Source organism: Streptomyces sp. NPDC029139 (assembly GCF_055564335.1).
Window position 1 is genome coordinate 385,787 of record NZ_JBVHWN010000003.1, and the last position, 15,755, is coordinate 401,541.

The window sequence follows — 15,755 nt, forward strand, 5'->3', positions numbered from 1 at the left end:
GGTGGGGCATCGGATGAGCAGCGACGCATGAGGCGGGGGCAGAGCACACCCATGGCACAGGGCACGGTCCAGGTGACGCACACCGGCACATCGCGGTGGCGGCGCCGCACGGGTGAGTACGCCTCCCTCGCCGCAGCCCTGGAGGCGGCGGCGGACGGCGACGTCCTCACCGTCGCGCCCGGCACCTACCGGGAGAACCTCGTCATCCAGCGCGCCGTCACCCTGCGCGGCGCCGAGGGCGGGGTCGGCTCCGTCCGGATCGCCCCCGTGGACGGCGTTCCGCTGACGGTCCGGGCGTCCGCGACCGTCCAGGACCTGCACGTGGAGGGACAGGACACCGCCGCTCCGGCGCTGCTCGTCGAGGACGGCACGCCGGAACTGCTCGATCTGCGGATCGTGACCCGTTCGGCCGCCGGGCTCGAGGTCCGCGGAGCCGCCCGCCCCACCGTCCGGCGCTGCACGGTCGACAACCCGGCGGGCGTCGGCATCGCCGTACTCGACGGCGCGGGCGGGGTGTTCGAGGAGTGCGAGATCGTCTCGGCCGGGCAGTCCGGGATCTCCGTGCGCGGCGGCGCCCATCCACGTCTGGAGCGCTGCCGGGTCCACCACACCTCCGGGGCCGGCATCACCGTCAACGGCGAGGGCAGCGGCCTGGAGGGCATCGGCTGCGAGATCTACGAGATCAAGGGCGCCGGGCTGCAGATCGCGGCCCGCGCGACCGCGCATCTGACGGACTCCTCGGTGCACCGCACCTCGGCGGACGGCATCACGCTCGACACGGACGCGGTCCTCACGCTCTCCGACTGCGACATCCACGACATCCCCGAGAACGCGATCGACCTGCGCTCGCGCTCCGTGCTGACCCTGACGCGTTCCACGGTGCGCCGCTTCGGGCGCAACGGGCTCTCGGTGTGGGACCCGGGCACCCGGGTGGACGCCAACCAGTGCGAGATCCACGACAGTACGGGCGACTACCCGGCGGTCTGGATCAGCGACGGGGCGACCGCCGTCCTCGACGCGTGCCGGGTGCACGACGTGCCGGACGCGCTGTTCGTCCTCGACCGCGGCTCGCGCGCGGACGTCGTCGACAGTGATCTGTCGCAGGTGCGGAACACGGCCGTGTCGGTGAGCGACGGGGCGACCGCGCAGCTCGACGACTGCCGGATCCGGGAGGCGTCCACGGGCGCCTGGTTCCGGGACCACGGCAGTGGCGGCACGCTCGGCGGCTGCACCATCGACGCCGTGCAGACGGGCGTGATCGTGACCAAGGGCGCCGATCCGACGATCGAGCGGTGCACGGTCACATCCCCGGCCGAGGCCGGGTTCTACGTCTCCGCCGAGGGACGTGGTTCCTTCGACAACTGCCGGGTGACCGGGAGCGGCGGTTACGGCTTCCACGTGATGGACGGCTGCCGGACGACCCTGCGCAAGTGCCGTACGGAGCGCTGCGCACGCGGGGGGTACGAGTTCCCCGACGAGGGTCCGGTGGCGGAGGACTGCACGAGTGACGAGAGCGGGGTGCGGACGGCTCCGGCCCCGGCCACGGACGGGACCGTGCTGACGGCGACCCGGCCGGCGGGGTTGCTCGGCACCGTTCCCGCGTCGCGCGCCGCCGCGCCGCCGGTGGCCGCGCCCGTGCCCGAGCCGGTGTCCGAGGCGCGCTCCTCGCACGACGTGCTCGGGGAACTGGACGCGCTGGTGGGCCTGGAGAGCGTCAAGCACGAGGTGCGCACGCTCACCAACATGATCGAGGTCGGGCGCAGACGGCAGGAGGCCGGTCTGAAGGCCGCCTCCGTGCGCCGCCATCTGGTCTTCACCGGGAACCCGGGCACGGGCAAGACGACGGTCGCCCGGCTCTACGGCGAGATCCTGGCCTCGCTGGGCGTCCTGGAGCGCGGACACCTGGTCGAGGTCTCGCGGGTCGACCTGGTCGGCGAGCACATCGGCTCGACGGCGATCCGGACGCAGGAGGCCTTCGACCGGGCGCGCGGCGGGGTGCTGTTCGTCGACGAGGCGTACGCGCTGTCGCCGGAGGACTCCGGCCGGGACTTCGGGCGCGAGGCGATCGACACGCTCGTGAAGCTGATGGAGGACCACCGGGACGCCGTCGTGGTGATCGTCGCGGGCTACACGGCGGAGATGGAACGCTTTCTGACGGTCAACCCCGGTGTCGCCTCCCGCTTCTCACGGACGATCAGCTTCAGCGACTACGTACCGGACGAGCTGCTGCGGATCGTGGAGCAGCAGGCCGACGAGCACGAGTACCGGCTCGCCCCCGGCACGGACGAGGCGCTGCGGAAGTACTTCACCGAGCTGCCGAAGGGTCCGGCGTTCGGCAACGGCCGTACCGCGCGGCAGACGTTCGAGTCGATGGTGGAGCGGCACGCCGGACGGGTCGCCGGGCTCACCGAGGCGAGCACGGACGACCTGACCCTGCTCTATCCCGAGGACCTGCCCGAACTGCCCTGAGCCGGAGGCACGTCCGCGGCGCCGTGGCCCGGGAGGGTGACCGCCGGAGCCGCCACGTCGGCTTCGCCGTCGCGCTGGCTGGGCAGGGCCGGCGGCAAACGGTCGAGGAGCATGGACCGTTCGGCGGCGAACACCGGGTCGGCCTGGTAGTCGGAGTGGCCCAGGATCGGCTCCGGCAGCGGGTGCTCGTGGGTGCGTCCGTAGACGAGCGGATCGAGCAGTACGGCACGGTCGACGGCCGGCTTGGCTCCCTCGGCGGGCACGTGTACGGGTCCGCCTATCGGGTCGGTGGCCCGGTAGAGGTTGCTCCAGCAGTTGACCGTGCGGTGCAGGTCGCGCAGGAACTCGGGGCCGAAGTAGGCGGGGAACCAGCGGCCGTAGAGCCGCTCCAGCGGGGATCCGTAGGTCAGCAGCGCCACCCGCCCGCGGGTCGCCGGCGGCAGCTGCCAGACGGCCGCGGCGGCCAGCACGCTGCCCTGGGAGTGACCGGAGATGACGAGCCGGCCGCCGGTGCGCCGGGTCCAGGAGCACATGCGCCAGGTGAGGTCGGGCACCGCGCGTTCGGCGTAGCACGGCGGGGCGAAGGGGTGCGCCGCGCGGGGCCAGAAGGTGCCGACGTCCCAGAGGATGCCGATGGTGCGGCGGGCCGAGTGGTCCTTGTAGGCGCGGCGGCCCCAGGTGACGAAGAGCAGGAAGCCGAAGCCGATCATCCAGGAGCCGAGGGACTGGGCCGTGTCGGCGGCCGACTCGATCGCGGGGTGGGCTCCGTCGAAGGCCCGGCCGGGAACGCTCCCGCTGACCCAGGCGCCGGCGACGGAACCGGCGCCGAGCAGCAGCGTGGCGCCGGAGACGATCCCGACGAGGCCGGGGGCGGCGTCGGTGAGTCGGGCCGTCGCCCGGCCGGCGGCGATCCGCCCGGTACGGACCGGGTCGGGGACCTCGGCGCCGTACTCGGCCTCGACGACGGGCCCGAGGCGACGGACGGCGCGCGCGGTCCGCAGGGCGAGGAAGAGGACCGGGGCGAGCAGCATCAGGAGCAGGACGGGGATGACGGATGCCTGCCAGCTCAGCAGCACCGGTGGGGCGACGGGAGAGCCCGCGCCCATGCCGGGGGTGCCGGGCCCGTCCAGCCAGTCGGCGACGCGCTGGGCGACACCGCCGGACATCACTCCTCCCAGTGCGCAGCCGAGCATCGCGACGGCGGGACCGCCGAGGCCGAAGAGGGCGGTGCGCTGCTCGCGGCGGGGGTGGTGCAGGAGGAGGGCGACCAGGCCGAGGGCGACGACGAGTCCGCCCTGCGCCAGGGTCAGGACGCCGAAGGTGGCGTCGCCGGGCAGGGTGCCGGCGGAGCGCCAGTCGGGCCGGGACCAGCCGGCATGGAGAACGGCCAGGGCGAGCAGGACGAGGGAGGCGCCCGGTAGCCAGGTGACCAGAGCCCGTTCGAGCCGCAGGTCGAGGCAGTTCTCGCTGCGCCCGCGTCGGCAGACGACCCAGACGACGACGACGGCGAGGACGACCAGGGCGGCCTGGAGGGTCCAGGCGAGGACTTCGAGGAGTACGCCGGACGCGTGCCGGTCGTGGCGGGCGGCGGCTCCGGTGAGGGCCGCCGCGACGGTGAGGAAGCCCGCGGCGGTGTGGGCGGCGCGCAGGCGGGCGACGAGCCGGCGGCCGTACCAGAAGCCGGCCCGGCCGAGCGCGGGGCGGAGTTCGCCGGGGCCGGAGGAGTCGGCGCTCACGGCGTCGGCCGTCTTCGCGGGCTCGGCTCCGGCCGGCTCGCATCGGGCCGGCCCGCACACGACGAGGTCGCTCTCCTCGGAGTCGATGCCGGCCGGGCCGGGTCGGGCCGGGTCTCTCTCGGCCGAGCCGGTTCGGAGCGGGTCGCTCTCCGCCAGGCCGGTTCGGGCCGGGTCGCTCTCGGCCGGGTCGGTTTCCTCGAAGAACGCCGCGCCGGGCTCCTTCCCCGCCGGTTCCGCGTGCGCGTCGTCGTACCCCGTCGGCGGGCGCTGGGCCTCGTACGCGCTCCAGGTCCGGTTGGAGAGGTACCAGAGCAGCCCCACGAGGGCGGCCGGGACCGTGGCGGCGAGCGCGAGGCGGCGGCCCGGCTGGGACCACCAGCCGCCGCGCTCGGCGGAGACGAAGCCGAGCCAGGACCGGTCCTCGGCGCAGACGGCCGATCCGGCGCACTGCCAGGCCGTCAGGTCGAGCGCGACCTCGCAGGCGGCCGCGGTGAGCAGCACGGTCAGGGTCAGGGCGACGAGCCGGACCAGCACCCCGTACAGCCGGACGAGGCGGGGACGCCCCTTGGCCGGCGGGCGCATCCAGTGGGCGAGGTTGGCGACCATGAAGGGCAGGAGCAGCAGCCACAGGGCGCGGGCGCCGTTGCCGGAGGTGAGATTGGACCAGCAGTACGCCTCGGGGACCGGCCGTTCGGCGTAGCGCTCGGGGTGGTCCTCCGCGTCGAGGTCGTCGGCGCGACGGTGCATGGCGGCGGTCGTGTCGCCGGTGACGCGGACCGTGCGGGGGTCGCCCAGCATGTCCTGCGGCGTGGCTCCGCCGACACCGTGGACGAGGAGCTCGAGGGCCGCGCCTCCGCTCTTCGGGGCAGGTGTGGCAGGGGGCACTTCGGTGTCTCGCTCTCTGGGTGGGAGGATTCGACGACAAGCAACAGGATCGCGGAAGGGCGTGCTCGGGCGCACGGTCTCTCACCGAATCCGACGGCAATCCCCCTGTCCCCTTCGGAAGGACCGGCCCCCGGTGGTGAGCGACCATCAGAATCTCCTGGCGGAGCAGCGGCGCGCCCTGATTCTGGACGAGGTACGGCGACGTGGCGGTGTACGCGTCAACGAGCTGACACGTCGGCTGAACGTCTCGGACATGACCGTCCGCCGGGACCTCGACGCGCTGGCCCGCCAGGGCGTCGTCGAGAAGGTGCACGGCGGCGCGGTACCGGTGGTGGAGACGAGTTCGCACGAACCGGGGTTCGAGGCCAAGTCCGCGCTCGAGCTGGGCGCGAAGGAGGACATCGCCCGGACGGCGGCGCGGATGGTCGTGCCCGGCTCGGCGATCGCGTTGTCGGGCGGTACGACGACCTTCGCCCTCGCGAGCCGGCTCCTCGACGTTCCGGACCTGACGGTGGTGACCAATTCGGTGCGGGTCGCCGACGTCTTCCACACGGCGCACCACGCCGGTTCGGCGAGCGGCGAGGCCCGGCCCGGCGCGGCGACCGTGGTGCTCACGGGCGGGGTGCGGACCCCGTCGGACGCGCTGGTGGGGCCGGTGGCCGACCAGGCGATCCGCTCGCTCCACTTCGACGTGCTGTTCCTCGGGGTGCACGGGATCTCGGTGGAGGCGGGGCTCTCGACGCCGAATCTGGCCGAGGCGGAGACGAACCGGCGTCTGATGCGCTCCGCCCGCCGGGTGGTGGTGGTCGCCGATCACACCAAGTGGGGCACGGTGGGCCTGAGTTCGTTCGCCCGGCTCGACGAGGTGGACACGCTGGTGACGGACGCGGGCCTGTCGCCGCGGACCCGCGAGGAGATGGCGGAGGCGCTGCCGGGCCTGGTGGTGGCGGGCGAGGACGAGGGCGAGGGCGACGAGGAGTGAGCGTCTTCCGTGTCGAGCGCTCGTCGCCCCTCGCGGCCGAGGAGGTGTGGCGGCGGCTCACCGACTTCCGCGCGCACGGCCGTCTGGTACCGCTGACGAGGACCCGGATGCTCTCCCCCGGACCGACGGGCCCGGGCACCCTCTTCGTGGCCCGTACCGGCATCGGACGGCTCGCCTTCGACGACCCGATGGAGATCGTCGGCTGGGAGCCTCCGGCGCCCGGGCGGCCCGGCACCTGCCGGCTGGAGAAGCGGGGCCGCGTGGTGCTCGGCCGGGCCGAGATCCGGGTGTACGGGACGCCGGACGGCGGTTCGCGCGCGGTGTGGGTCGAGGAGCTGCGGGTTCGAGGCGTGCCGGGCGTACTCGATCCCGTACTCGCCCTGGCCGGGCGGAAGTTGTTCGGGCGGGCGATGGACGGACTCCTGGGCAGCTGACGTAACGTCAGCTATCGTGTGCGGACCCAGCCCCGCCCTCGGGAGGTACGGTCCATGGCACGCCGACTCCGGCGCGTGGAGCTCGACTTCGCGACGTCCGCGCCCGTCCGCCTGGTGTTCGCCGCCGATCTGGCGGCCCCGCCCGCCGCGGTCCACCGCTCGCTGTCGGTGGAGCTGGGCTCCATGCCCGCCTGGTTCCCCGCGGTGACGTCCGCCGCCCCGACCGGGGACGGCGCCGGCCGGACGGTCCGGCTTCGGGGCGGGATCGTGTTCCGGGAGACGATCGTGGCCGACGAGCCGGACACCCGCTACGCCTACCGGATCGACGAGACCAACGCACCGGGCGTGAGCGCCATGCTGGAGGCGTGGGACCTCTCCCCCGCCGGCCCGGGCACCCGGGTCCGCTGGACGATGGCCGTCGACGGGCCCGGGCCGTGCCTGTTCGCCCTGCGCCTGGCCCGCCCGGGCGTGGGACGGTCCTTCCACGACGCGATGCGCCGCCTGGACCGGCGGCTCACTCCGGCCAGGCACCCGTCTCCAGGAACCGGTCGATAGCGGCGGCGTAGGGCGCGATGTCCAGGCCCTGCGCGGCGAGCCAGGCGTCGGAGTAGTACTTGTCGAGGTAGCGCTCGCCCGGGTCGCAGATCAGGGTCACGACGCTGCCGGTGCGACCTTGCGCGACCATCTCGGCGACGATCTTCAGCGCACTCCACAGCCCCGTGCCCGTGGACCCGCCGGCCTTGCGCCCGATCGCGGCCTCCAGGGCGCGCACGGCGGCGATGCTGGCGGCGTCCGGGACCTTCATCATGCGGTCGATGGCTCCGGGCACGAAGCTCGGCTCCATACGGGGCCGGCCGATGCCCTCGATGCGCGAGCCGCAGTCGGCGGTCGCGAGCGGGTCGTTGTGCGTCCAGCCGTCGAAGAAGCAGGAGTTCTCGGGGTCGGCGACACACAGACGGGTGTCGTGCTGCATGTAGTGCACGTAACGCGCGATGGTCGCGGAGGTGCCGCCGGTGCCGGCGGTGGCGACGATCCAGGCCGGCTCGGGATAGCGCTCCAGCCTCAGCTGCTGGTACATCGATTCGGCGATGTTGTTGTTGCCCCGCCAGTCGGTGGCCCGCTCGGCGTAGGTGAACTGGTCCATGTAGTGCCCGCCGGTCCGCTCGGCGAGGGCAGCGGACTCCTCGTACATGGTGCGCGAGTCGTCCACGAAGTGGCACTGTCCCCCGTGGAACTCGATCAGGCGGCACTTCTCCGGGCTCGTGGTGCGGGGCATCACGGCGATGAACGGCACCCCGATCAGCTTGGCGAAGTACGCCTCGGAGACGGCCGTCGAACCGCTGGACGCCTCGATGACGGGTTTGCCGGGCCTGATCCAGCCGTTGCACAGGCCGTAGAGGAAGAGGGAACGGGCGAGCCGGTGCTTCAGACTGCCGGTGGGGTGGGTGGACTCGTCCTTGAGGTAGAGGTCGATGCCCCACTTCTCCGGGAGGGGGAAGAGCAGCAGGTGGGTGTCGGCGGAGCGGTTGGCGTCCGCCTGGACCTTGCGGACGGCCTCCTTGAGCCAGGCGCGGTACGCCGGGTCACTGCGGTCGACGTCGATCGTGGCCGCGGCCCGTGGCGCGGCGCTCGACGCCGTGTTCTCCGTGGTGCTCATGCGTCCCTCTCCTCATCCTTCCCCCGACGGTCCCCACTGGTGACAATAACTCCCTCACCTGCGCAAACGATCGCTTTGGGAGTCCATAGGAGTCCCTTGCAGGGGGCCTCTGGTGTGGGTGCCGCCCGGCCGGGCACACTGGTGTGAGCAACCGACGCGAAGGGGGCGGAGCGATATGGCGGATCCCGAGTTCACGGCCACGGGCGTACGGATCGAGCGGTGGCCCCGCTCGTTGACCCGGGCGGGCGAGGTACGGATCGAGGACGGCAGGCTGTCGTTGCTGACCAGTTACGGCAGCGAGATCGACAGCGCGCCGGTGACCTCCGTCCGGGCGGGGCGGCCCTGGTTCGCCAAGCCGGAGGAGACGGTGGCGACCGTGAACGGGACGCGCTACCGCCTGACGATGGACGGACGGCACGACGACCGGGCGGCCGGGCCCGGGCGGTTCCTGGAGGCGCTGAAGAGGGCGGCCGCGGACCGGTGGACCCCGGAGCGGCGACGCGGAGCACCGGAGCGGTGACACGCCGGCGACCTGGGGCGGGCCGCCGCGAGTTGCGGGGCGCTCATGACTGGTTCACGCTGTAACCACCTCACCGAGGGTTTACCGGCGGTGACGCTGTGATACAGCTCCCCGCCGTGCCGTACGCATGACAGATCCGAATCTTCGTCTTCTTCCGGACTACTTCGGGGAGTCGCAGCCGTGATCAGCGAGCCAAGCAGGCACTGCACGGTGGAGCTCCAGGCCCTGCCGTCGCGGATCGGTCAGGTCCGCAGAATCGTATCGGCGCATCTGCGCTACTGGCGTCTCGATGCCTTGATCGACCATGCGGCGCTCGGCGTCACCGAGTTGCTGACCAATGTTCACCGGCACGCACAGCCGGACAAGATGTGCACCGTCGAGCTCGAGCTGCTGCTCGACCGCCTCACGGTCTCGGTCCGGGACAACGACCCCCGGATACCGGGCTTCGGCGGCGCGTCGGGGGCCGGGAGGCCCCTGGAGCCCCTGGATGTCGAGGGGTTGGCCACCTCGGGCCGCGGTCTGGCCATCATCGAGGCGGTCAGCGAGAGCTGGGGCATCCGCCCGCACGGAGAGACCGGGAAGGTCGTGTGGTTCACCCTTCCGGCGCCGATGCCCGCGGTGGCCTTCCTCTCCCGCTCGCACGCCGTCTACGGCGCGACCACCGACGGCCCCTTCGTCGACCACACCCGCTTCGGCGGGGCGCACGGCACCGGCCTGGAGGGCGTCCCCTTCGGCACCCCGACGGAACCGGTCCGCGCGCCGGCGGTCGCCCGCTCGGCCCTGGCAGGCTGAGCCGGGACCGTCGGGCTGAGCCGGGACCGTCGGGCTGAGCCGGGACCGTCGGGCTGAGCCGGGACCGTCGGGCCGGCGGGGCCGGCCCGACGGTCAGGCGCGACCGGCGCCCCCGCCGGTCGGATGGGGGAACGCGCGGTCGGCTCGCCGGTGGTCCCGTACGCCCTTCCACCTCTGGACCGCGCCGGCGGGGTTGCGCCTGTCCGCTCGTGAACGGGCGGAGCCGCCCGCTCAGTTCACGGGGACGAGCGTCAGGTAGGCGATGCCGAGGGCGTTGCGGTAGCCGTTCAGCCAGGAGGACCGCTGGCGGTCGACCCGTTCACGGGTCTCGGCGGCGAGCGGGTGGCCGGGGTGGCCGGCCAGCCAGACCTCGGTGTCGTGGCGGTAGCCGGACTCGAACTCCTCCCACTCCTCCGGGCTCGCCGTCTCGATCCAGGCGGGCCGGAAGCCCGCCTCGATGGCCAGGTCCACGAGCGGCCCGAGCAGAAGGTGGTCCTTGGTGTCCGCACCGGGCCACATCCCGGCGAGTTCCTCGTCCGACGGCGCGCGCTGCCAGAAGCCCTCGCCCAGGACGACGCGGCCCCCGGGCCGTACCAGACGCCGCAGTTCGCGCAGGGCGGCGGCCGGGTCGTGCGGCTGGTCGGGGTCGCACAGGGCCTGGCTGGAGCCGAGGCAGAGGATGGCGTCGACGGGTCCGCGCTCGGTACCGAGCGCGGACTCCTCCACGAACTCGACCCGGTCGGCGAGCCCGCGCTCCTCGGCGAGGACCCGCCCTCGCGCCAGGTCCTCGGCGTTGATGTCGATGCCGACACCGGTGGATCCGGGCGCGGCCTCCAGGACACGGAGCAGCAACTCGCCCCAGCCGCATCCGATGTCGAGCACGGTGGCGGGCGAGACGGCGGCGAGCCGCTCGATCATGCGGGTGGCGCGGGCCTGGGAGAGCGGCCCGTGGAAGTCGAGGCTGCCGAGGCGCGGAGGAAGATCAGAATCGGTCATGGGGCGGAACGCTAGTGCGAGCGCAGCCGCCCTGGCCAGCGAATACGGCGGATCGTCGCAGGAAGATCGGGCAGGGCGAGGCGGGGCGCGCCCCGCCCCGGAGTCGCCCGGATGCGGCGGAAGTCAGGCGGCCGGTCTGCCCAGGGCCGCCAGCGGGTCGTCGAGGACCGGCTGCCAGGCCAGTTCCGCGGCGCCCACCAGGCTGTTGTGGTCGAGCGTGCACGCGAGGATCGGCACACCACCGCTGCGGCCCCACAGACTGCGGTCCGCGACGACCGCGCGCAGTCGGTCGGGGTCGGCGTCCAGCAGCTCGCGGTGCAGACCGCCGAGGATGATCCGGTCCGGGTTCAGGATGTTCACCAGGCCCGCGAGGCCGAGGCCCAGACGGTCGATCAGCTCCGCCGTCGCGGCCCGTACCCCCGGGTCGTCGGGGCTGGTACGCAGCAGGTCGCGGGCCTGCTGGAGCAGAGAGACCTCCGGGCCGGGGGTCCGTCCGGCGACGGTGAGGAAGGCGAGCGGGTCGGTCTCGACGTCGAGGCAGCCGCGGCTGCCGCAGTGGCAGGGACGGCCCTCGGGGTTGACCGTGAGGTGCCCGACTTCGAGCGCGAGGCCCGAACTGCCGGTGTGCAGGCGCCCGTCGAGGACGAGGGCGCCGCCGACGCCCCGGTGGCCCGTGGCGACGCACAGGAGGTCCTTCGCGCCGCGGCCGGCGCCGTGGCGGTGTTCGGCGAGGGCGGCGAGGTTCACGTCGTTGCCGGTGAAGGCCGGGCCCTGGATGCCGGCGGCGCGGACGCGTTCCGCGAAGATCTCGCGTACCGGCGCGCCGGCCGGCCAGGCGAGGTGGAGCGGGTTGAGGGCGGTGCCCTCGGGCTCGGCGACGGCGGACGGCGCGGCGAGGCCGGCTCCGACGCAGCGGCGCCCGCTCTCCTCGAGGAGGGCGGCGCCGGCGTCGACGACGGCGCCGAGGACCTGGGCGGGGTCGGCGGAGACGGTGACGCAGCCGGGCGCGGTGGCCACGATGGTGCCGCCGAGGCCGACGAGCGCCGCGCGGAAACCGTCGGCGTGGACCTGGGCGGCGAGAGCCACGGGGCCCTTCTCGTCGACGGCGAGACGGTGCGAGGGGCGCCCCTGGGACCCCGCGGCGGCACCGGGGTTGGAGTCGACGCGAATGAGCCCGAGGGCTTCCAGTTCGGCGGCGACGGCACCGGCGGTGGCGCGGGTGACGCCGAGTTCGGCGGTGAGCACGGCGCGGGTCGGGGCGCGGCCCGTGTGCACCAGTTCCAGCGCGGGGCCGAGCGCGCCCCGCCCCCTGTCCAGCCGTGTCCTGGTCGTCGTCGCCTTGCCGTTCATGGAGGCGAGTCTCCCATGATCGGGGGGTGGCGCGATCTGCGCGGTCCGGGCCGGGAGGAAGGCGCGGTGGGCTCTTGTGAGCCCCTCGGGTTGAAAAGCGTGGCCGCCCGCCCCTATCCTGAGTTTGTGCCGCTACTAAACAAAGTACGGACGGCCGTTCCGGGGGGCCCTGGCGGAGACACCGCTCGCTCCCTGTCCCGCCTCCGCATCGCCCTGACGCTCTTCTTCGCCCTCGACGGTTTCCTCTTCGCCGGCTGGGTGGTCCGCATCCCCGCCATCAAGCAGCAGACGGGTGCCACCGCCGGCGACCTCGGGCTCGCGCTGCTCGGGGTGTCGGCGGGCGCCGTGGTGACCATGACCCTGACCGGCCGCCTCTGCCGGCGCCACGGCAGCCATGCCGTCACCGTCGTCACCGCCGTGCTGCTCTCGCTCTCCATCGCGCTGCCCGCCCTCACCCACTCCCCGCTCGCCCTCGGTCTCGTCCTGCTGGTCTTCGGCGCCGCGTACGGCGGCATCAACGTGGCCATGAACAGCGCCGCCGTCGATCTGGTCGCCGCCCTGCGCCGGCCCGTGATGCCCAGCTTCCACGCCGCGTTCAGCCTCGGCGGGATGCTCGGCGCCGGACTCGGCGGCCTCGTCGCCGGGAACCTGGCCCCCGCGACCCACCTCCTCGGCCTGGCGGTCGCCGGACTGCTCCTGACGGCCGCCGCCGGTCCCGTACTCCTCCGCCAGCCCTCCCCCGCCCCGCCGGAGGCGATCACCCCCGCCGACCGGCCGCGGGGGAAGGCCGGTTCCCGCGGACCGGTCCTCGTCTTCGGGGTGATCGCGCTCTGCACGGCGTACGGCGAAGGCGCGCTGGCCGACTGGGGCGCCCTCCACCTGGAGCAGGACCTGCACGCGCATCCGGGCGTCGCGGCCGCCGGTTACTCCGTCTTCGCGCTGACCATGACCATCGGCCGGCTCTCCGGCACGGCGCTCCTCGAGCGGCTCGGCCAGACCCGCACGCTCGTGGTCGGCGGGGCGACGGCCGCGGCCGGCATGACGCTCGGCGCGCTCGCCCCGAGCGTCTGGGCCGCGCTGATCGGGTTCGCCGTCACCGGTCTCGGTCTGGCCAACATCTTCCCGGTCGCCGTGGCCCGCGCGGGCGCGCTGGCCGGTCCGAGCGGGGTCGCCACCGCCTCCACCCTCGGCTACGGCGGCATGCTGCTCGGTCCGCCGTCGATCGGCTTCCTCGCCGACTGGCTCTCCCTGCCGGTCGCCCTGACCACCGTCGCGGCCCTCGCGGCGGGCGCCGCGGTGATCGGCTACGCGGCCCGGAACGCCCGGGTGCGCACGGAGGACGCGTAGCCAGAGGGGAGCGGCGCGCCCGCCCCTTGACGTACGAGCGCGTCCCCGGCCGCCCCCTCCAGGGAGCCGACCGCATGACCGCGTCCCCGGCTTCCGGCGACGCCCGTGGGAGTCGCCCTTCGGCACGCAAGCGAGTCACCGGACCGTCGGGGCAAGGACCGCCCTTCGGCTCCGCGGCGCGTCCCCGCCCGTCGCGCCAGGGAGCAGTCCTCGACGCGGCGAGTCCCCGCCTCAGTCGGCGGGGCGCCGGCGGGGCCCGGTCGGCCGGGGGGAATTCCGGCCCGCCCCGCCCGCTCCCCTGGCAGAATCCGCCGCATGGGGATCATGAAGATAGACGCACACATCGAAGCCCTCGACACGGCGGGAACGGCCCTCGCCGACGCCGCCGCGGAGGCCGGCACGGACGCCGAGGTGCGGACCTGTCCGGGCTGGCGGGTGCGGGATCTGCTGCGCCACACGACGATGGTGCACCGCTGGGCCACCGCCTTCGTCACCGAGGGCCACACCTCCTACCACCCCGACGGCGGCGAGCCGGACCTCGACGGCGAGGAGCTCCTCGCCCACTTCCGCGAGGGCCACGCCCTCCTCGTCGCCGCCCTGCGCGCGGCGCCCGACTCCCTGGAGTGCTGGACGTTCCTGCCCGCCCCCTCCCCCCGCGCCTTCTGGGCGCGGCGGCAGGCCCACGAGACGACCGTCCACCGCGCGGACGCCGAGTCCGCCCTGCCGTCGGGGAAGCTCGGCACGGTGGCCCCCGCGCTCGCCGTGGACGGGATCGAGGAACTGCTGTGCGCCTTCCACGCCCGCGACCGCAGCCGGGTCCGCACACCGGAGCCCAAGACCCTGCGGGTGCGGACGACGGACACCGGCGACGTGTGGACCGTACGACTGTCGCCGGAGGCTCCGCGCACGGAGCGGGGTGCGCAGGGCTCGGCCGACTGCGAGCTGAGCGGTCCGGCCGACCATCTCTACCTGGCGCTCTGGAACCGGCTGCCGGACGGAGCGGTGACCATGACGGGGGACCCGTCGCTCGCCGGGCTGTGGCGGGAGACGTCCGGCATCACCTGGTCGTGAGAGCGGACGGCCGCCCTCGGCGAGTCAGCCGAGCCAGCCCGGCCGCACCAGCCCGGACTTGTAGGCCAGGACGACGAGTTGGGTGCGGTCCCGCGCGCCCGGCTTCACCATCGTCCGGCTCACATGGGTCTTGGCGGTCAGCGGGCTGACGACCAGGCGCCGGGCGATCTCCTCGTTCGACAGACCGATGCCGACCAGGGCCATCACCTCCCGCTCCCGCTCGGTGAGTTCGTCGAGGCGCGACATGCCGACCGGGGCCTTCGAGCGGGCGGCGAACTCCTCGATGAACCGGCGCGTGACCCCCGGCGAGAGCAGAGCGTCGCCCTCGTCAAGGACACCGAACCCGAGGAGCTGCTGCGGGCCGTGCGCGCCGTCGTCCACGGCGGCGCTTCTGATGCCGGCCCTCTACCGGAACGGTCGTTCCTCCGACGCGCTGCTCGCGTACGAGGACACCAGGCGGAGACTCGCGGAGGCGATGGGGCCGGATCCGGGCCCGGCGCCGCGTGAGCTGCACGAGCGGATGCCGCGGCAGGACCCGGCGCTCCTCGGCGGGGGCGCGGAGATGGCGGGGCGGGCCCCGGCCGCCTGAGAGGCACCCCGGAGAGCCGCCCCGCAGAGCCGCTGAAGAGGTGATCGCCGCTCGTACAGCCCGCGCACCAGTCCGTCAGGTGCGCGGCACGCGGGCCGTCAGGTGCGCGGCAGGCAGGCCGTCAGGCGCGCGGCACCAGGCCGATGTCCCGGCCCAGGCGGGCGGCGGCCGCGGCGAAGAACTCCTCCCGCTCCTCCACGATCCTGTTGAACTGGCCGAACACCTCGAAGGAGACGAGCCCGAAGAGCTGCGACCAGGCGGCGACCAGGGCGACGACGAGCGCGGGCGGCAGATCGGCGGCGATGTCGGCGGCCATGCGCTCCGCCTCGGGGCGCAGGCTCGTGGGAAGCGGCGGCAGCGCGATGCCGTCGGTGGTGAAGGCGTCCCGGGCGATCCCGATGAGGACCAGGCCGACCCGGGAGGCCGGGCCGACGGTGTCCTGCGGCGCGGAGTAGCCGGGGACGGGGGAGCCGTAGATGAGGGCGTACTCGTGGGGGTGGTCGACGGCCCAGGAGCGGACGGCCCGGCAGACGGCGGTCCAGCGGGCGAGGGGATCGCGGGGGCCGCGGGCGGCGTCGGCGTCGGTGTCGGCGAGGGCCTGCTCGGCGGCGGCTCCGACGGCGTCGTACGCGTCGACGATGAGCGCCGTGAGGAGGTCGTCGCGGCTCGGGAAGTAGCGGTAGAGCGCGGACGACACCATGCCGAGCTCCCGGGCGACGGCGCGCAGGGAGAGTTTCGCGGCGCCCTCGGCGGCGAGCTGTCGGCGGGCCTCGTCCTTGATGGCTGCGGTGATCTCGATACGGGCGCGGGCCCGGGCTCCCTGAACGCTGGTCATGAGGAGCAGTCTGCCATCTTTCGGAGCACCGCACTAAAAGGAGAGCACCGCTCTTGCTTCGGCGCGCCGATGCGTGCACACTGATCTCAAGC

14 protein-coding genes and 1 pseudogene are annotated in these 15,755 nt (G+C 73.9%); 9 read left to right on the plus strand and 6 right to left on the minus strand.

The features are described 5' to 3' along the window. Positions 1 to 51: 51 nt before the first annotated feature. Positions 52 to 2,469 (plus strand): right-handed parallel beta-helix repeat-containing protein, encoded by a 2,418-nt coding sequence (locus ACZ4VW_RS09670; RefSeq protein ID WP_467960295.1) that lies wholly within the window; start codon positions 52 to 54, stop codon positions 2,467 to 2,469. Here the strand turns inward: ACZ4VW_RS09670 and ACZ4VW_RS09675 are convergent. Further along, positions 2,439 to 5,090 (minus strand): hypothetical protein, encoded by a 2,652-nt coding sequence (locus ACZ4VW_RS09675; protein WP_467960297.1) that lies wholly within the window; start codon positions 5,088 to 5,090, stop codon positions 2,439 to 2,441. The two genes, ACZ4VW_RS09670 and ACZ4VW_RS09675, sit on opposite strands and share 31 nt — an antisense overlap. 136 nt (positions 5,091 to 5,226) lie before the next feature. Here ACZ4VW_RS09675 and ACZ4VW_RS09680 point away from each other — a divergent pair, with 136 nt between their 5' ends. From ACZ4VW_RS09680 to ACZ4VW_RS09690, 3 genes are read left to right on the plus strand one after another with little or no spacing between them, the layout of a single operon-like run. Then, on the plus strand, positions 5,227 to 6,072 hold the full coding sequence (locus ACZ4VW_RS09680; RefSeq protein WP_467960299.1) for a DeoR/GlpR family DNA-binding transcription regulator: 846 nt from the start codon (positions 5,227 to 5,229) through the stop codon (positions 6,070 to 6,072). Beyond that, positions 6,069 to 6,506, plus strand: coding sequence for an SRPBCC family protein (locus ACZ4VW_RS09685; protein ID WP_467960301.1), 438 nt, complete (start codon positions 6,069 to 6,071; stop codon positions 6,504 to 6,506). Before ACZ4VW_RS09680 ends, ACZ4VW_RS09685 begins: the two co-directional genes overlap by 4 nt. A gap of 54 nt (positions 6,507 to 6,560) precedes the next feature. Next, entirely contained in the window at positions 6,561 to 7,061 is a 501-nt protein-coding gene (locus ACZ4VW_RS09690; protein WP_467960303.1) for an SRPBCC family protein, read from the plus strand. On the opposite strand, the gene cds1 is transcribed toward ACZ4VW_RS09690, so the two are convergent. After that, complete coding sequence (gene cds1, locus ACZ4VW_RS09695; RefSeq protein ID WP_467960305.1) at positions 7,021 to 8,163, minus strand: L-cysteine desulfhydrase Cds1; 1,143 nt, start codon at positions 8,161 to 8,163, stop codon at positions 7,021 to 7,023. The genes ACZ4VW_RS09690 and cds1 overlap by 41 nt on opposite strands. Before the next feature lie 175 nt (positions 8,164 to 8,338). Between cds1 and ACZ4VW_RS09700 the strand changes: the two genes are divergently transcribed. Further along, entirely contained in the window at positions 8,339 to 8,683 is a 345-nt protein-coding gene (locus tag ACZ4VW_RS09700; RefSeq protein WP_467960307.1) for a hypothetical protein, read from the plus strand. Positions 8,684 to 8,863: 180 nt separating this feature from the next. Then, positions 8,864 to 9,475, plus strand: coding sequence for an ATP-binding protein (locus ACZ4VW_RS09705; RefSeq protein WP_467960309.1), 612 nt, complete (start codon positions 8,864 to 8,866; stop codon positions 9,473 to 9,475). A 231-nt stretch (positions 9,476 to 9,706) separates the two neighbouring features. On the opposite strand, the gene ACZ4VW_RS09710 is transcribed toward ACZ4VW_RS09705, so the two are convergent. Both ACZ4VW_RS09710 and ACZ4VW_RS09715 read right to left on the minus strand, forming a co-directional pair. Continuing rightward, positions 9,707 to 10,471, minus strand: a complete 765-nt coding sequence (locus ACZ4VW_RS09710) for an SAM-dependent methyltransferase (RefSeq protein ID WP_467960311.1) — start codon at positions 10,469 to 10,471, stop codon at positions 9,707 to 9,709. 123 nt (positions 10,472 to 10,594) lie between these two features. After that, entirely contained in the window at positions 10,595 to 11,821 is a 1,227-nt protein-coding gene (locus ACZ4VW_RS09715; RefSeq protein ID WP_467960313.1) for an ROK family protein, read from the minus strand. Between the two features lie 126 nt (positions 11,822 to 11,947). Here ACZ4VW_RS09715 and ACZ4VW_RS09720 point away from each other — a divergent pair, with 126 nt between their 5' ends. Together ACZ4VW_RS09720 and ACZ4VW_RS09725 are read left to right on the plus strand one after the other, a co-directional pair. Next, complete coding sequence (locus ACZ4VW_RS09720) at positions 11,948 to 13,168, plus strand: MFS transporter (protein ID WP_467960314.1); 1,221 nt, start codon at positions 11,948 to 11,950, stop codon at positions 13,166 to 13,168. A gap of 324 nt (positions 13,169 to 13,492) precedes the next feature. Beyond that, entirely contained in the window at positions 13,493 to 14,239 is a 747-nt protein-coding gene (locus tag ACZ4VW_RS09725) for a maleylpyruvate isomerase family mycothiol-dependent enzyme (RefSeq protein ID WP_467960808.1), read from the plus strand. 24 nt (positions 14,240 to 14,263) lie between these two features. Here the strand turns inward: ACZ4VW_RS09725 and ACZ4VW_RS09730 are convergent. Next, positions 14,264 to 14,623: pseudogene (locus ACZ4VW_RS09730) on the minus strand (helix-turn-helix domain-containing protein); the annotation flags it as partial. Between the two features lie 10 nt (positions 14,624 to 14,633). On the opposite strand from ACZ4VW_RS09730, the gene ACZ4VW_RS09735 reads away from it, so the two are divergent. Beyond that, entirely contained in the window at positions 14,634 to 14,828 is a 195-nt protein-coding gene (locus ACZ4VW_RS09735) for a BTAD domain-containing putative transcriptional regulator (RefSeq protein WP_467960316.1), read from the plus strand. Between the two features lie 121 nt (positions 14,829 to 14,949). Here ACZ4VW_RS09735 and ACZ4VW_RS09740 read toward each other — a convergent pair whose 3' ends face one another. Further along, positions 14,950 to 15,663, minus strand: coding sequence for a TetR/AcrR family transcriptional regulator (locus ACZ4VW_RS09740; RefSeq protein ID WP_467960318.1), 714 nt, complete (start codon positions 15,661 to 15,663; stop codon positions 14,950 to 14,952). Positions 15,664 to 15,755 lie beyond the last annotated feature (92 nt).